Annotated in this window: 14 protein-coding genes; all 14 read right to left on the minus strand. The window is 72.3% G+C overall.

Annotated elements, in window-relative coordinates:
- Positions 1 to 16: 16 nt before the first annotated feature.
- Positions 17 to 775 carry a DNA polymerase beta superfamily protein gene (locus OG753_RS11930; RefSeq protein ID WP_405788381.1) on the minus strand — a complete coding sequence of 253 codons (759 nt, stop codon included), beginning with the start codon at positions 773 to 775 and terminating at the stop codon, positions 17 to 19.
- A 3-nt stretch (positions 776 to 778) separates the two neighbouring features.
- Positions 779 to 1789, minus strand: coding sequence for an ADP-ribosylglycohydrolase family protein (locus OG753_RS11935; protein ID WP_327261789.1), 1011 nt, complete (start codon positions 1787 to 1789; stop codon positions 779 to 781).
- Positions 1786 to 2514: an NUDIX hydrolase gene (locus OG753_RS11940; protein ID WP_405788383.1), complete on the minus strand. Its 729-nt coding sequence runs from the start codon at positions 2512 to 2514 to the stop codon at positions 1786 to 1788. The genes OG753_RS11935 and OG753_RS11940 overlap by 4 nt, the downstream gene beginning before the upstream one ends.
- The gene (locus tag OG753_RS11945) at positions 2511 to 3590 is read right to left on the minus strand and encodes an AAA family ATPase (protein ID WP_327261791.1); all 1080 of its coding nucleotides are present in this window, start codon (positions 3588 to 3590) and stop codon (positions 2511 to 2513) included. Before OG753_RS11945 ends, OG753_RS11940 begins: the two co-directional genes overlap by 4 nt.
- Complete coding sequence (gene pnuC / locus OG753_RS11950) at positions 3587 to 4195, minus strand: nicotinamide riboside transporter PnuC (RefSeq protein ID WP_327261792.1); 609 nt, start codon at positions 4193 to 4195, stop codon at positions 3587 to 3589. Before pnuC ends, OG753_RS11945 begins: the two co-directional genes overlap by 4 nt.
- Positions 4196 to 4374: 179 nt before the next feature.
- Positions 4375 to 5856 carry a pseudouridine synthase gene (locus OG753_RS11955; protein ID WP_405788384.1) on the minus strand — a complete coding sequence of 494 codons (1482 nt, stop codon included), beginning with the start codon at positions 5854 to 5856 and terminating at the stop codon, positions 4375 to 4377.
- Positions 5856 to 6491: an SMC-Scp complex subunit ScpB gene (gene scpB, locus OG753_RS11960; RefSeq protein WP_327261794.1), complete on the minus strand. Its 636-nt coding sequence runs from the start codon at positions 6489 to 6491 to the stop codon at positions 5856 to 5858. Before scpB ends, OG753_RS11955 begins: the two co-directional genes overlap by 1 nt.
- Positions 6488 to 7675 carry a segregation/condensation protein A gene (locus OG753_RS11965; RefSeq protein WP_405788386.1) on the minus strand — a complete coding sequence of 396 codons (1188 nt, stop codon included), beginning with the start codon at positions 7673 to 7675 and terminating at the stop codon, positions 6488 to 6490. The genes scpB and OG753_RS11965 overlap by 4 nt, the downstream gene beginning before the upstream one ends.
- Positions 7676 to 8011: 336 nt before the next feature.
- Positions 8012 to 8542 (minus strand): hypothetical protein, encoded by a 531-nt coding sequence (locus OG753_RS11970; RefSeq protein WP_327261796.1) that lies wholly within the window; start codon positions 8540 to 8542, stop codon positions 8012 to 8014.
- Positions 8527 to 9645 carry a ParA family protein gene (locus tag OG753_RS11975; RefSeq protein ID WP_078626630.1) on the minus strand — a complete coding sequence of 373 codons (1119 nt, stop codon included), beginning with the start codon at positions 9643 to 9645 and terminating at the stop codon, positions 8527 to 8529. The genes OG753_RS11970 and OG753_RS11975 overlap by 16 nt, the downstream gene beginning before the upstream one ends.
- A gap of 368 nt (positions 9646 to 10013) precedes the next feature.
- Positions 10014 to 11129: an alanine dehydrogenase gene (gene ald / locus OG753_RS11980; RefSeq protein ID WP_215144608.1), complete on the minus strand. Its 1116-nt coding sequence runs from the start codon at positions 11127 to 11129 to the stop codon at positions 10014 to 10016.
- A 152-nt stretch (positions 11130 to 11281) separates the two neighbouring features.
- A complete protein-coding gene (locus OG753_RS11985) occupies positions 11282 to 13270 on the minus strand; it encodes a tetratricopeptide repeat protein (RefSeq protein ID WP_405788387.1) in 1989 nt (662 codons plus the stop codon).
- A 150-nt stretch (positions 13271 to 13420) separates the two neighbouring features.
- The gene (locus OG753_RS11990) at positions 13421 to 14056 is read right to left on the minus strand and encodes an NUDIX hydrolase (RefSeq protein ID WP_327266707.1); all 636 of its coding nucleotides are present in this window, start codon (positions 14054 to 14056) and stop codon (positions 13421 to 13423) included.
- A gap of 83 nt (positions 14057 to 14139) precedes the next feature.
- The gene (locus OG753_RS11995; RefSeq protein ID WP_327261798.1) at positions 14140 to 15792 is read right to left on the minus strand and encodes a CTP synthase; all 1653 of its coding nucleotides are present in this window, start codon (positions 15790 to 15792) and stop codon (positions 14140 to 14142) included.
- Positions 15793 to 16204: the final 412 nt, after the last annotated feature.

A 16204-nucleotide genomic window follows, 5' to 3' on the forward strand; every position in this document is an offset into this window, starting at 1 on the left:
AGCCCGTCGCCCGGCGTCAGTCGCGCAGCGTCCGCCGCCGTACGACGAACTCGTCGAGCGCGTCGTACGCCGAACCCTGCTCGGGCAGCGGGGAAGCGGCCTGCGCGGCATCCAGCACCACGTGCAGCGCCTCGAGGTCCTCCCGCACCCCGCCGAGGGCCGGGCCCTCGTAGGCCCCGTGCTCGGCGGCCGCCTTGGCCTCGATCAGGGCGGCGAGGTACGGGGGCGCCTCCGGCACCTCGGCCAGCAGGGTCGGCAGGTGGGCCTGCACCTCGGCCGAGCGCATGAGGTGGATGCCGGTGAGCAGCGCCCGGAACGCGTAGAGCAGCGGCTTGAGTTCGGCGGCCTTCTCGAAGAGCCTCCACTGGGTGCCGGCGAACCCCCGGTAGTGGTGGGCGTGGTGGGAGGTCAGCACCCCCGGGGACAGTGCGATCAGCTCCTCGTGCGCCGGTGTGGTGTGGACGACGAGCGGGGAGAGCAGCTGCTCCAGGACGTAGCCGTTGCGGTTCAGCATCAGGCGGACGAACTTGCGCAGATCGTGCGTGACCAGGTCCATCTCCACGTCGTCCCGGTCCCACATGCGGGTCCGGGTCTCCTCCGGCTCGCGCAGGCCGAGCAGGTCCCGGGCCGGGAGCAGGTGGGCGCCGCGCAGGTCGATGTCCGAGTCCCGGGAGGGGAATCCGTACAGATGCGCGCCGGAGACCGTGGCGAAGAGCAGCGGGTCGGGCTGCTCCGCCACGACGGGGGTCAGGTCGATACTCAGTGCGTCCAGCATGGATCAAGCATCCCAGGCGGCGCCGAAGGCCAGGAGTTCGTCCCGGTACTCGATGCGGCCCTCCCACTCGCGGGGCCAGACGTCGGCGCCGAGGTGGGCTCCGGCGAAGGCGCCGGCGAGGCAGGCGATGGAGTCGGAGTCGCCCCGCGTGCAGGCGGCCCGGCGCAGCGCGGCCAGCGGCTCGTCGGGGAAGAGCAGGAAGCACTGCAGGGCGGTGGCGAGGGCCTCCTCGGCGATCCAGCCGTCGCCCGTGGTCAGGCAGGGGTCGGTCTCCGGGGAGGGGGTCCGCAGGGCGTCCGCCAGGCGGTCGAGGACGGCGAGGCACTCGTCCCAGCCGCGCGCCATGAAGGACTCCGGGGAGGCGTCGGACGCGGTCCGCATCCAGAGGTCGCCGAGCCACCGCTCGTGGTAGCGGGTGCGGTTCTCCAGGGCGTACGAGCGCAGCAGTCCGACGAGCCCCGTCACCTCGGTGCCCTGCGCCAGGAGGTACACCGCCCGCGCGGTCAGGTCGGAGGCGGCGAGCGCCGTGGGGTGCCCGTGGGTGAGGGCGGACTGGAGCTGTGCGGCGCCGGCCCGCTCCTCCTCGGTCCAGTGGGGCACCAGCCCGACCGGGACCACGCGCATGTTGGCGCCGCAGCCCTTGGAACCCAGCTGGCTGGCGTCGCGCCAGTCCCGTTCGGGCAGGTCCAGGAGACTGCAGGCCTTGAGGCAGGTGTTCCCCGGCGCCCGGTTGTTCTCCGGGGAGTGGTACCAGTCGACGAACTCCTCCCGGACCGGCCGGGCCAGGCGCAGCGGGCCCACCGGGCCCCGCTCCGCCGCCGTGCGGATGCCGCGGGCCAGGGCGAGGGTCATCTGGGTGTCGTCCGTGACGATCGCCGGGCGCGGCAGGCTCATCCCGCGCCAGGGGCCGGTCTTGGCCAGGATGGAGGGCACGTCGTTGAACTCGGTCGGGAAGCCGAGGGCGTCGCCCAGGGCCAGGCCGATCATGGCGCCGGTCGCGGCTCGCTTGGTCATCGGGTGGATCCTTCCGGTCGAAGCAGGGGTGGGTGGAGGGTGGTCGCCGGGCCGGGCCGGTAGAGGGCGGCGGGCTTCCCGCGGCCGCCGGTCAGCCGGGCGGCGCCCGGGACGGCCTCGACGAAGCCCGGCGTCGCCAGGACCTTGCGGCGGAAGTTGGGGCGGTCGAGGGTGGTGTTCCAGACGGTCTCGTAGACGGACTGGAGCTCGCCGAGGGTGAATTCGGGCGGGCAGAAGCCGGTGGCCAGGCAGGTGTACTCCAGCTTGGCGCCGATCCGCTCCCGTGCGTCCGCCAGGATCACCGCGTGGTCGAAGGCCAGCTCCGAGACGTCTTCCACGGCCAGCCAGCGGGCGTGGGCCGCGTCCCCGCCACCTTCGGCCGCCGGCTCGGGCAGGTCCGGGACGAGGGCCGTGAAGGCCACCGAGACCACCCGCATCCTGGGGTCGCGGTCCGGCTCGCTGTAGGTGCGCAGCTGCTCGAGGTGGAGCGCCGCGACGAGCTGCTCCGACAGGCCGGTCTCCTCGGCCAGTTCGCGCCGGGCGGCGGTCTCGGCGGACTCCCGCGGCAGGACGAACCCGCCGGGCAGCGCCCAGGCCCCGGCGTACGGCTGCCGGCCGCGCCGGATCAGCAGCACGTGCAGGGCGCCGGCGCGCACCGTGAACACGGCCAGGTCGACGGTCACCGCGAACGGTTCGAAGGCATGGGGGTCATAGCCGGCGGTCATCGGTTCTCCGGGAGGGGGTCGGTGAAGTGCCAGCCCTCGGCCAGCAGCTCGTCCACGGCCGTCACGGCCGCCTCCAGCCTGGCCGTCCGGTCCCCGCGCACGAGGAGGAAACGCCTTCCGGTGCGCTCCAGTTCCTCCCGGAACCGCCCGGTCATCCAGGGCCGCAGCTGCGGGCCGTCCCGCAGTCCGTCGTCCTCGAAGGGCACGTCGGTGTGGTCGGTCAGCAGGTAGAGGTCCCGCCGGGTCAGGCCGGCGATCCGCTCGACCTCGTCGTTGCGGCCGCCCATGTACCGCTCGTGCCAGATCCCGGTCGCGAAGGAGTCGGTGTCGCAGAACAGCACGGGCGAGCCGAGCCGGGCCGCGTGCTCCTCGTCCGCGTCCTGGTGCCGGGCGATGAGCGGGAACTCCCCGGAGGTGAAGGACACGTCCGCCCAGGAGGCCGCCGGGTCGGCGGCGCGGGCCGCCGCGAGCTTCTCCTCGCTGTACCGGCGCCCGTACTCGGCGACCCAGCCGGTCCTGGCCCAGACGCCGCCGCGCCGCCGGTAGTGGTCCGCCAGGGCCCGCGACAGCGTGGTGGTCCCGGTGGACTCCGCGCCGAGGACGACGACCCGCCGGGCCAGCGCGGCGCGTACGGCCGGGCCGAGGAAGTCCCAGGAGCCGGCCGGGTCGTTGCGTACCGCCGTCCCGGAAACGGGGAACAGCGTCCGCTCCCGGTCCACGAGGACCTCCTCGGCGCCGAACCGGCGGGCGAGCTCGCTCCCGTACTCCTCCGAGGTGAAGACGGCGTCCACCCGCCCGGGGACCGCGCCGCGGAAGACGGCCATGTGCGCCTCCCAGATGTCCGGGTCGTGCAGGTCGACCGGTATGTCGTCGACCGCGCCGACGACCTCGGCCCCGGGGTGCGCTTCGCGCATCCATGCGACGCGGTCTGCGAGCGGGACCGACTCGACGGAGGCCGCGCACACCAGAACGGTCAGCCGCTCGCACTGGTCCTGGGCGGTGCGCACGAGGTGGTGGTGGCCGGCGTGCGGCGGGTAGAACTTGCCGAGGACCAGGCCGTGCCCGTGGCGCCTCATGCCGTCGCCTCCGCCGCCGTACGGGCGTCCCGCGCGGGCAGCGTGCGGCGCCAGCCGAGGAGTCCGACCACGCAGAGGGCGAGGAAGCCCACGTAGAGCGCGGAGGTCAGGTAGAGCCCCTTGTGCGCGTAGAGCGGGATGTAGATGAGGTCGGCCGCGATCCACAGCCACCAGGACTCGACGAGCTTGCGGCACTGTCCGTAGGTGGCGACGAGCGAGAGCCCGGTGGTGGCCGCGTCCCAGAAGGGGACGGTGGAGTCGGTGGCGCTGCTCAGCAGCAGGGTGAGCGCGAGCACCCCCACCGCCCCCGCCGCCGCGAGAGCGGCCCATTCGGTGCGCGTGGTGCGGCGCACCGGCAGGGCCTCGGCGGTTCCTGGTCCACCCCCGTGGGTCCAGGACCACCAGCCGTAGGCGGCGAGGGCGATGAAGACGATCTGGAGCCCGGCGTCGGCGTAGAGGCCGGCCTGGGCGAAGAGCACGATGAAGAAGACGTTGTTGGCGATGCCGATCGGCCAGTTGGCGACGTGCTGCCGGGCGACCAGCCAGACGCACAGGGCGCCGGTGGCGAATCCGAGCACCTCGGTCCAGTTCATGGTCCAGCTCATGCCGACCCCCCTCACTCCGTTTAATGGTCAGGTTGACTATAAACAGGGTTGGGGGTCCCCGACAAGCCGATAACGGCCCGGCAAGCAGAAAACCCGCGGCGCCCTGGGGGCACCGCGGGTTTTCTGCGATCGGGCCGGCCGCCCGTGCGGCGGCCGGCCTGCGTACTGGAGCCTGCGTACTAGAGACCGACCTCGCGCATCAGCATGCCGACCTCGGTGTTCGTCAGGCGGCGCAGCCAGCCGGACTTCTGGTCGCCCAGCTCGATCGGGCCGAAGGAGGTCCGGACGAGCTTCTCGACCGGGAAGCCGGCCTCCGCCATCATGCGGCGGACGATGTGCTTGCGGCCCTCGTGGAGGGTGACCTCGACCAGGTAGTTCTTGCCGACCTGGTCGACGACGCGGAAGTGGTCGGCACGGGCGTAGCCGTCCTCCAGCTCGATGCCGTCCTTGAGCCGCTTGCCGATCTCGCGCGGCAGCGGGCCGGTGATGGCGGCCACGTACGTCTTCTTCACGCCGTACTTCGGGTGCGTGAGGCGGTGGGCCAGCTCACCGTGGTTGGTGAGCAGGATGATGCCCTCGGTCTCCGTGTCGAGCCGGCCGACGTGGAAGAGACGGGTCTCGCGGTTGGTGACGTAGTCGCCGAGGCACTGGCGGCCGTCCGGGTCCTCCATCGTGGAGACGACACCGGCCGGCTTGTTCAGCGCGAAGAACAGGTACGACTGGGTGGCGACGGTCAGGCCGTCCACCTTGATCTCGTCCTTCGGCAGGACGCGCTTGCCCTGCTCCAGCACGATCTCGCCGTTGACCTCGACGCGGGCCTGCTCGATGAGCTCCTCGCAGGCCCGGCGCGAACCCATGCCGGCGCGGGCGAGCACCTTCTGCAGACGCTCACCCTCCTCCTCGGCGCCCGGGAAGGTCTTCGGGGTCTTGATCACGGGCTTGTCGGCGTACCGGTCGCGCACGCGCTCCTCGATGCGCGCGTCCAGCTCGCGCGGGCGGGACTGGCCGCTACGGCTGCCCGGTCCGCTGCGCGGGCCGCCGGCGCCGCCGATGCCGGGGGTCCTGGAGGTCCGGGGACCGCCCTTGGCGCCACCGCGCGCGGCAGCGCCGCGGGCACCGCCGCCGCCGGCCTTGGGGCCGCTGCGGCCGCTGCGCTCGCCCTCGGGGCCCACGTCGTAGCGGCGCTCCTCGGGACGCGGGTTGCGGATGCGGGGGGCCGGCTGGTCACGGTCGCGCGAGTCGGAGCCGCCCTGGTAGCCACCGCCGGAGCTGCCGCCGCGGGAGCCACCGCCCTGGTAGCCACCGCCCGAGCTGCCGCCGCGCGAGCCACCGCCCTGGTAGCCACCGCCCGAGCTGCCGCCGCGCGAGCCACCGCCCTGGTAGCCACCGCCCGAGCTGCCGCCGCGCGAGCCACCGCCCTGGTAGCCACCGCCCGAGCTGCCGCCGCGCGAGCCACCGCCCTGGTAGCCACCGCCCGAGCTGCCGCCGCGCGAGCCACCGCCCGAGCTACCGCCGCGGGAGCCGCCGCCGGAGCCGCTGCCGCTCCCGCGGTAGCCACCGCCGCCGCTGGAGGAGCCGCCGCGGGAGTTACCGCGCCCGCCGCCACCGCCGCCGCCGCTGTTCCTGTTGCCGCCACCGTTGCCGTTGCCGCTGCTTCGCATCAAAGTTCCGTCGTCTTGTCGTCGTCTGCATCTGTGTCCGGTGCGTCCGGATCGAACGACGGAACACCTTCCTGCGTCTCGGCTTCGATCGCCTCCGCCTCCGGGAGGAAGGGCGCGAGCTCCGGGAGCTCGTCAAGGCCGCGCAGGCCCATCCGCTCCAAAAAGTGGTTCGTCGTCCTGTACAGGATCGCACCTGTTTCGGGTTCCGTCCCCGCCTCCTCCACCAGACCCCGCTGGAGGAGGGTCCTCATGACCCCGTCGCAGTTGACTCCGCGCACGGCCGAGACCCGCGATCGGCTGACCGGCTGGCGGTACGCGACGACCGCCAGGGTCTCCAGCGCCGCCTGGGTGAGCCGGGCCTGCTGGCCGTCCAGGACGAAGCCCTCCACGGCCGGCGCGTACTGCGCCCGGGTGTAGAACCGCCAGCCCCCGGCCACGAGCCTCAGCTCAAAGCCCCGGCTCGCGGCCGTGTACTCGTCGGCGAGCTCCCTCAGCGCCTGCGCCACCTCGCGCGGGGTGCGCTCCAGCACCTTGGCCAGGTGCGCCTCGGTGGCCGGCTCGTCCACGACCATGAGTACGGCCTCCAGGGCCGGCTTCAGCTCGAGCGCGGCCACCGCGCTCACGTCGCTGCTCAATCCTTCGCCTCCACGATCTGGTCGAACTCGTCGGTCACGGTCGGCATGCCGTCGCCGTCCCCGCCGCTCCAGCGCACGGTGAGGGTCTGCAGGGCCTCCTCCTGGTCGAGGGCGACCGCCTTCTCCCGGTAGAGCTCCAGCAGGGCCAGGAAGCGCGCGACGACGGTGAGGGTGTCCCCGGCGTCCTCGGTGAGCTCCTGGAAAGTGGCCTCGCCGCGGGTCTTCAGCATCCGCACCACGAGCCCGGCCTGCTCGCGCACGCTGACGAGGGGCGCGTGGATGTGGTCCACGTAGACCTGGGGCCTGGCCTTGGGCTGCATGGCCTTCACGGCGAGCCGGGCGAACCCCTCCGGCCCGATGCTGATGACCACCTCGGGCAGCAGGTCGGCGTGGTGCGGCTCCAGCCCCACCGTCCGCGGGTACCGCCTGCCCTCGGCCTCCGCGCGCCGCTCGAGGATCTCGGCGATCTGCTTGTAGGCGCGGTACTGGAGCAGGCGGGCGAAGAGCAGGTCCCTCGCCTCCAGCAGCGCCAGGTCCGCCTCGTCCTCGACCTCGGCGACCGGCAGCAGCCGGGCGGCCTTCAGGTCGAGCAGGGTGGCGGCGACGACGAGGAACTCGGTCATCTGGTCGAGGTCCCAGTCGGGGCCCATGGACCGGATGTGGGCCATGAACTCGTCGGTGACCTTGGACAGCGCGACCTCGGTGACGTCGAGCTTGTGCCGCGAGATCAGCTGGAGCAGCAGGTCGAAGGGGCCCTCGAAGTTGGCGAGCCGCAGGGTGAAGCGGCCGTCGCCGCCCGCGGGGCTCGTGCCGTCCGGGCCCACGGCCGTCGCGGCCGCCGGGGAAGGGCCGGGCCCAGGCGGCTCCTGCGGGCCGTCTGCGGGCTTGGGGGAACGTTCCGACTCGGTACCGCCCGCCGCCGGCGCGGGGCTCTCAGCGGGCGCCTCAGGGGCTTCGGAGGTCTCGGGGACCTCGTGGACCTCGGTGGTTTCGGGGACCTCCGGGGCTCCGGGGACGTCAGGGGTTCCGGGGGCCTCGGACGCCTGCGGGCCTTCGGGGGCTCCGGCGCCTTCGCGGTCCGCTCCCGCGTCGCCTGCGTCCGGTCGCCGGTCCGGGTCGGGGGCGCCGGGGCCGCGCCCCAGGACGCGCCGGGTCGGTCGGCCGGGTTCGGCGGGGAGGGGCATCGATGTCCAGGAGGTGCATGGGGGCGGCGTGGAGGGCCGGGCGCCATGGCCGCGGCCACCAGCAGCCTACGGGCTTCCCCACGCTCCCCGGCGGATCACCGCCCGGCACGGCGCCGCACGCCTGACCGGCGCTCCCCCGCCCGTAACGAACCCCGTGCGGGCGGCTCCCGGCGACGGGGCGAGGTACCGGGAGAGCCGGGCCGTAGAGCGCCCGGAGGCCGGTCGGCGGGCCGACGGCCGCCGGTCCCGGCTCCGGGAGGGCGCACCGCGGGCCGAGCGGCGGCGCGGGTGCGGTCCGGACGGGGCCGGCACCGGGAAGGCGGGCCCGCAGGGCGGTCAGCGGCCGCGCAGGCGCCGTACGAGGATGCTCGCGTCGCCGCGGGATTCGAGATCGGCGAGAACCACCGCCACCGCCTCGCGGACGATGCGGCCCCGGTCCACCGCCAGCCCGTGCTCTCCGCGCAGCACCAGCCGCGCGTGTTCCAGGTCCATGAGCTCCTCGGCGGAGACGTAGACCGTGATCTTCTCGTCGTGCCGCTCGCGGCCGCTGGGGCGCCGGTTCGCGCCCCGGCCCTGCCCCTTGCCCCGGCGGCCCGCGCCGGCCGGGGCCGGGCCCACGCCGCCGGCCGGACCGGCAGAACCTTCCTGCGGTCGCCGCGGCTGCCCGACGACGGGCCCGCCGGACTCCGCGGCGGCCGCGGCCTCCCGGCCGCGACCGTCACTCGCCGTGCCCTCGGCCGAAGTGGCCGAGTGTTCCGCGGCGGGCGTCTCGTCGACGCCGCGCCGCGGCGAGGACGACTGGAGCGCCATCCCCCCGGTCGTACGGAACAGTTCGTCGGCTCCGGGCAGACTCACTCGGCGTGACACCGGGCGAGCACCTCCCTGGCCAGCTGGCGGTAGGCGGCGGCGCCGACGGAGTTGGACGCGTACGTCGTGATCGGCTCACCGGCGACCGTGGTCTCCGGGAAGCGCACCGTGCGGCCGATGACCGTGTGGTAGACGTGGTCGTCGAAGGCCTCGACGACGCGCGCCAGCACCTCACGGCTGTGCACCGTGCGGGAGTCGTACATCGTGGCGAGGATGCCGTCGAGCTCCAGCTCCGGGTTGAGCCGCTCCTGCACCTTCTCGATGGTCTCGGTCAGCAGCGCCACGCCGCGCAGTGCGAAGAACTCGCACTCCAGCGGGACGATGACCTTGTGAGCCGCCGTCAGGGCGTTCACGGTCAGCAGACCCAGCGAGGGCTGACAGTCGATCACGATGTAGTCGTAGTCGGCCATCAGGGGTTTCAGGGCCCGCTGCAGGGTCGACTCGCGCGCGACCTCGCTGACCAACTGCACTTCTGCAGCGGACAGGTCGATGTTGCTCGGCAGCAGGTCCATGTTGGGGACCGCCGTCTTCAGCAGCACCTCGTCGGCCGACATGCCCCGCTCCATGAGCAGGTTGTAGACCGTCAGGTCGAGTTCCATCGGGTTCACGCCGAGACCCACGGACAGCGCGCCCTGCGGGTCGAAGTCGACGAGCAGCACGCGGCGCCCGTACTCGGCGAGAGCGGCACCCAGGTTGATGGTCGACGTGGTCTTGCCCACGCCGCCCTTCTGGTTGCACATCGCGATGATCTTCGCCGGACCGTGGTCGGTCAGCGGACCCGGGATCGGGAAGTACGGGAGCGGGCGTCCGGTCGGGCCGATCCGCTCACGGCGCTGACGGGCAGCGTCGGGGGCGAGAGTGGCCGCGTACTCGGGGTCCGGTTCGTACTCCGCGTCGGGGTCGTAGAAGTGCCCCTCGGGCACATTGTCGTAGTCGGCGAAACCCACGGGCTTTTCGCCGCTCAGGTCGCCGGCCCTGGAGTTCACGTCTAGGCCGTCCATGCTCTTTTGGGGCGTCGTCATGTGCTGGTGGTTTGCGAAGGTGCGTACTGCGACGGAGCCGACAGCTTCGAGCCCGGTAGGGCCCTGGCCCCGCTCAGGCATCCCTGCTCGACCACCCCCAGGAGCAAATGTCGACTCATTCACAAGTCGTCTTACCTCCTCGGACGTGACCAGGACACTTATCGATAGGTCAGCGTGGCACCATGCCGACGGTTGGCGACTCTATGGCGTGTCACCACTCAGCGGCAACACAATCCGCCGGACCCGGCACGATGTGTCGGCAACCGAACACCGCTCTGTCAAGGGCGCACGAGCTGTCGCTGCGAAGTTTCGCGGGTGCGCGAAAGGGTTAAAGGGTTACGTTCGAGGCGAGTTGAGCGGGGTTGCGGGGCACCCCGCAAACGCGTCCGGCCGGACCTTGCGGGCAAGGTCCGGCCGGATACGTGAGATTGACGTCAGTCGTTGACGGATCAGCCGAGCAGCGTGCTCAGCTCAAGGGTCTCGAGGCCGTGGGCCTCGGCGACGGGACCGTAAACGACCTGGCCGTCATGGGTGTTGAGGCCCAGGCCGAGCGCGGGGTCACGACGCAGCGCCTCGACCCAGCCGAGGTTGGCGAGCTGCACGATGTAGGGCAGCGTCGCGTTCGTCAGCGCGTAGGTGGAGGTGTTCGGAACCGCGCCCGGCATGTTGGCGACGCAGTAGAAGACCGAGTTGTGGACCTGGAAGGTCGGCTCGGCGTGAGTGGTCGGACGGGAGTCCTCGAAGCAGCCGCCCTGGTCGATCGCAATGTCGACAAGGACACTTCCGGGCTTCATCTTGGCGACGAGCTCGTTGGTGACCAGCTTCGGGGCCTTCGCACCCGGGATCAGGACGGCGCCGATGACGAGGTCGGCCTCGACGACGGCCTTCTCCAGCTCGAAGGCGTTGGAGACGATCGTCTTGATCTTCGTTCCGAAGATCTTGTCGGCCTCGCGGAGCTTGTTGATGTCGCGGTCGAGCAGGGTCACGTGGAAGCCCATGCCGATGGCGATCTGCGCGGCGTTCCAGCCGGAGACGCCGCCGCCGATGACGACGCACTCGCCGGCGTGGGTGCCGGGGACGCCGCCCGGGAGGACGCCGCGGCCGCCGGCCGAGCGCATCAGGTGGTAGGCGCCGACCTGCGGGGCCAGACGGCCCGCGACCTCGGACATCGGGGCGAGCAGCGGGAGCGCGCGGTTGGCGAGCTCGACCGTCTCGTAGGCGATGGCGGTGGTGCCGGACTCCAGCAGGGCGTCCGTGCACTCGCGGGAGGCCGCGAGGTGCAGGTAGGTGAAGAGCGTCTGGTCCTTGCGGAGGCGGTGGTACTCCTCCGCGATCGGCTCCTTGACCTTGAGCAGCAGGTCGGCAGTGGCCCAGACCTCGTCGGCGGTGCCGAGGATCTCGGCACCGGCCGAGACGTACTCGGCGTCCGTGATCGAGGAACCCACACCGGCGTTCTGCTCGACGAAGACCTGGTGGCCGTTGCGGACCAGCTCATGCACGCCGGCGGGCGTGATGGCGACCCGGAACTCGTTGTTCTTGACCTCGCGGGGGATGCCGACCTTCATCGTCGATCACGGTCCTTGGCTCAGGGGATTTACGGGGGCACTTCCATACATACCCGCCCACAAGAACGCGCAACGGGATGCACCACAGGATGACGTGGTGAAGCCAGTCTAATGAAGGACGACGCGCTGTCTAGCCTTGCAAAGCAATAATCTCAGTCGGAACCACTGCGGATTTCGCAGGCTGCGGGGTCATCTCCCAGCAATCTGTCGGCCGCGGACCGGTGCAGCCTGGCAGCCGCGGGGTCTCCCAGCCGGTCCAGCGTGTCGGCCAGCCTGACCTGCAGCGCGGCCTGAAGTCGCTGGTCCCCCGCCCGGCGTGCCAGCTCCACCGCCTCGCGGCAGGTGTGCAGCGATTCCTCGGGCCGGCCGGCGTACTCCTGGACCCGTGCCATCTCGCTCAACGCCTTTGCCTGACCGGGGACATCGGCCAGCTTCCGGTAGCCCGCGGCGGCCGCCCGCCAGCTGCGCAGCGCGTCCCCGTACCGCCCCGCGTAGGTGTGCACGTTCCCGAGCCGCCCGTAGAGCCGGGCCTCGTCCGCGCGCTCGCCCCGCGCGAGGGCCTGGGACAGCGCCCGGCCGAACCAGTCGGAGGCCCGGTGCCAGTCCTCCAGCTCCTGGTAGGCGCCCCCTACGGATTCCATCGCGCGGCCCGTCGCGTACGGATCGTTCGCCGCCCGTCCGGCGTCCAGCGCGGCCCGGTAGCGCTCCAGCGCCTCCTGGGTCCGGCCGGTAGCGGCGTCCACGTCGGCCAGGTTCAGCAGAGCGGCGGCCTGCTCCCGGTGCAGGTTGCGGCGCTCGGCCACGTCCAGGACCAGGCGGTGCAGCCCGTACAGCTCGGGGGCGGCCTCGGCCGTGCCGCGGTGGTCCGCCAGCGCCCGTACGAGGGCTGCGACCAGCCTGCGGGCCAGGGTGTCCAGGTCCCCGTCGGCCACGGCCAGGGAGGCCGCCGCGTGGAGCGCGGGCAGCCGGGTGTCCAGCCAGGTGGCCGCGGCACGCCGGTCGGGGAAGCGCAGGGCGCGCGGCAGGCCGTCCAGCAGCTCGCGGAGGCCGTCGTCGACGGCGGCGTCGACCCCGGGCTCCCCGGGCTCGGCCATGGCCCGGCAGGAGTGCAGCAGCCGTACGGTGCGCTCCAGCATCCGGGCCCGGGCCAGCTGGACCTCGGCGGGGCGTTCCTTGGCCTCCAGCAGGGCCTGGAGCAGCGGTGCGAGGCAGCCGGGCAGCAGGAACAGGCCGTCGCGGGAGGGCCGGATCAGGCCCAGCCCGGCGAAATCGTCGAGCGTGGACTGGGCGGCGGCCACGGAGCAGCCGGCGAGGGCGGAGGCGGTGTGCGAGTCGACGATGCCGGCCGGGGCGAGCGGCAGCAGCCGCAGGGTGCGCTGGGCGGGCTGCGGCAGGGACTCGTAGACGAGCCGGAAGCCGCGGGCGAGCGGGCCGCCGGTGGTGGCGGGCATGTCGTGCAGCTGCTTGGCGACGTCGGCCACGGAGGCCTTGGGGTGGGCGGCGAGCCACCCGCCGACGAGGACGAGTGCGGCGGGCTGGCCCCCGCACTCCTCGGCGAGGGCCTCGGCGGCCCGGGGGTCCGCGGTGACGCGGGTGTCCCCGATGCGCTGCACGAGCAGTTCCACGGCGGAGAGGGTGTCGAGCCCGCCGAGGGTGCAGGGCCGGACGTCGGGGATGCCGGTGAGCGGCCCCTCGGCGGTGACCACGACGAGGCACTCGGGGGTGTCCGGCAGCAGGGCGTCCACCTGCTGCGGGTCGGCGGCGTCGTCCACCAGGATGATCACGCGTCGCCCGTCGAGGGCGGTCCGCAGGACGGAGCTCAGCTCGTCCTCGTCGGCCCCGGGCGGGGTGCACTGCCCCAGCCCCTCCAGCAGGCTCCGGACGGCCCGCTCGGTGGCCACGGCCTCCCCGCCGGGGGTCGCGAGCCGGGTGCGGAGCACTCCGTCGGGGTATTCCCCGGCGACCTCGCGCACGAAGGCCTCGGCGAGGGCCGTGCGCCCGGACCCGGGGCGCCCGGCGACGAGCAGCACCCGGGCCCGGGGCGCCTTGGCCTTGCGGCCGGAGAGGGTGTCGAGCCCGGTCCGTGCGATGTCCTCGCGCAGCTCCTTGAGCTCACGCCGCCGCCCGACGAAATCCGCCACGGATCCGCTCCTCTCCCTGCCACCGGATTGCGAGCGTAGTTCACGCAGAGCGACGACCCGTGTGGAGCGCGGCGGGCAAATCCCCCAATCGGATCAGCAGATGGACCTATTTTTCACGCACGGCCCACGTGACCCGGCCCGCGGGCCGGGTCACGCCTCGTACGGGCGGGCCGGCCAGGGGGCCAGGGCCGGACGCAGGGACTCGATGCCGCCCTCGGAGGCGAGGGCCGCGGAGAGGGCCAGTACGCCGGTCACCAGCCCCGGATTGCCCAGCTCGCCCGCCAGCACCCCGCGGACCAGGTCCGCGAGCGGAACACGGGCGATCTCCATGTCCGCCTCCTCGTCGGAGACCTCGTAACGGACGCCCTCGGCCTCCGCCAGGTTCTGTGCGAGAAAGACGCGGACGGCCTCGTCGGAGCCGCCGGGCGAGCTGAAGAAGTCGGCCAGTACCCGCCATTCGCCCGCCTTGGCGTGCGCCTCCTCGTACAGCTCCCGCTGGGCCGCGTGCAGCGGGTTCTCGCCGGGTACGTCCAGCAGCCCGGCCGGGAGCTCCCACAGCCGGTGCCGCACCGGGTGGCGGAACTGCTTGAGGACCAGCACCCGCTGCTCCTCGTCGAGGGCGAGGACGCACACCGAGCCCGGGTGCACCTGGTAGTCGCGGCGCACCACCGCGCTGTCGGGCATCCGGACCTGGTCCGACTTCACGGCCGTCTTCGCGCCCTCGAACGGGGTCCGTGAGGCGACCACCTCCCACGACTCCGGTGTGTCCACGATGTCGTTGTCCATGGCCATGGCCGATACCTTCCCCGAGAACGCGACAGCCGGGGCACGATTCGTGCCCCGGCTGTCTACGTTATGCGGTCAGGCGCTCACTTCGCGGACTGCTGCCGCTCCACGGCCGCCTTGACCAGGCCCGCGAACAGCGGGTGGGGGCGCGTCGGGCGCGAGCGCAGCTCCGGGTGGGCCTGGGTGGCCACCAGGTAGGGGTGCACCTCGCGCGGGTACTCGACGTACTCCACGAGCTTGTTGTCCGGGGAGGTGCCGGAGAAGACGATGCCGGCCTTCTTCTCCAGCTCGCCGCGGTAGGCGTTGTTGACCTCGTAGCGGTGGCGGTGGCGCTCGTCCACGTACGCCTGGTCGCCGTAGACCTCGCGCACGATGGAGCCCTCGGCGAGCTTCGCCGGGTACATGCCCAGACGCATGGTGCCACCCAGGTCGCCCGCGCCCTCGACGAAGGCCAGCTGCTCCTCCATGGTCGAGATGACCGGGTGCGGGGTGGAGGCGTCGAACTCGGTGGAGTTGGCGTCCTCGATGCCCGCGAGGTTGCGCGCGGCCTCGATGACCACGCACTGCAGGCCCAGGCACAGGCCGAGCAGCGGGATCCTGTTCTCGCGGGCGTAGGTGATCGCGCCGACCTTGCCGTTGACGCCGCGGTCGCCGAAGCCGCCGGGCACGCAGATCGCGTCCACGTCGCCGAGCACCGCAGCCGCGCCGTCCGGGGTCTTGCAGTCGTCGGAGGTGACCCACTTGATCTGGACCCGGGCCTTGTTGGCGAAACCGCCGGCGCGCAGCGCCTCGGTCACCGACAGGTAGGCGTCGGGCAGGTCGATGTACTTGCCGACGAGCGCGACCTTGACCTCGTGGTCGGGGTTGTGGACCCGGTCGAGCAGGTCCTCCCAGACCCTCCAGTCCACGTCGCGGAAGGGCAGGTCGAGCTTGCGCACGACGTACGCGTCCAGGCCCTCGGTGTGCAGCACCTTCGGGATGTCGTAGATCGACTTGGCGTCGATGGCCGCGACCACGGCCGCCTCGTCCACGTCGCACATCAGCGAGATCTTGCGCTTGATGGAGGTGGGGACGTCGCGGTCGGCGCGCAGCACGATGGCGTCGGGCTGGATACCGATGTTGCGCAGGGCCGCGACCGAGTGCTGGGTCGGCTTGGTCTTGAGCTCACCGGAGGGGCCGATGTAGGGGAGCAGTGAGATGTGCACGACGAAGACGTTGTCGCGGCCGACCTCGTGGCGGACCTGGCGGACGGTCTCCAGGAACGGCAGCGACTCGATGTCGCCGACGGTGCCGCCGACCTCGGTGATGACGACGTCGACGTCCTCGGTCGCCATGCGGCGGATCCGGTGCTTGATCTCGTTGGTGATGTGCGGGATGACCTGCACGGTGTCACCGAGGTACTCGCCGCGGCGCTCCTTGGCGATGACGGTGTTGTAGACCTGGCCGGTGGTGACGTTGGCCGAGCCGTCGAGGTCGACGTCGAGGAAGCGCTCGTAGTGGCCGATGTCCAGGTCGGTCTCGGCGCCGTCGTTGGTGACGAACACCTCGCCGTGCTGGAACGGGTTCATCGTGCCGGGGTCGACGTTCAGGTACGGGTCGAGCTTCTGCATCGTGACCCGAAGACCGCGCGCCTTCAGCAGCGCACCCAGGCTGGAGGCCGTCAGGCCCTTGCCGAGGGAGGAAGCGACACCCCCGGTGACGAAGATGTGCTTGGTCGTCATGGATTTGGGCGGCATCGCCAAGAGGGGGCTCCCGTGGTCGCGAAGTGAGGTGCGTCCGGCGCCGGCCACCGTCGATCCGGAGGGGTCTCAGGGGGCGCCGAAGCTGCGGTTTCGGGGCTCCTGATTCGCACAGGCAGACCACCGGTCCACGGGGTACCAGCCTATCAGCGCCCGGGGCGGTCCGCCTCCGGGCACGCGGCGCGCACTCCGCGTCCGGGGGCGGGAGGGTGCGCCGGGGCGGCATACCCGCTGCTCACCCGTTCGGCCCAGCCGCATTCTTCCGGGGCTCACGGAGATCACTAGGGTGCCGACATATCCTGCTCGGATATTGCACACATCACCGCCGGGCAGTCCGTCAGACGGCCTAACCGAGCCGATATACGGAATCATGGGCTCACGCGGAGATCCCTGCACACAGGAGACCGCG

This window comes from Streptomyces sp. NBC_00029, from assembly GCF_045160505.1.
Lineage (GTDB): Bacteria > Actinomycetota > Actinomycetes > Streptomycetales > Streptomycetaceae > Streptomyces.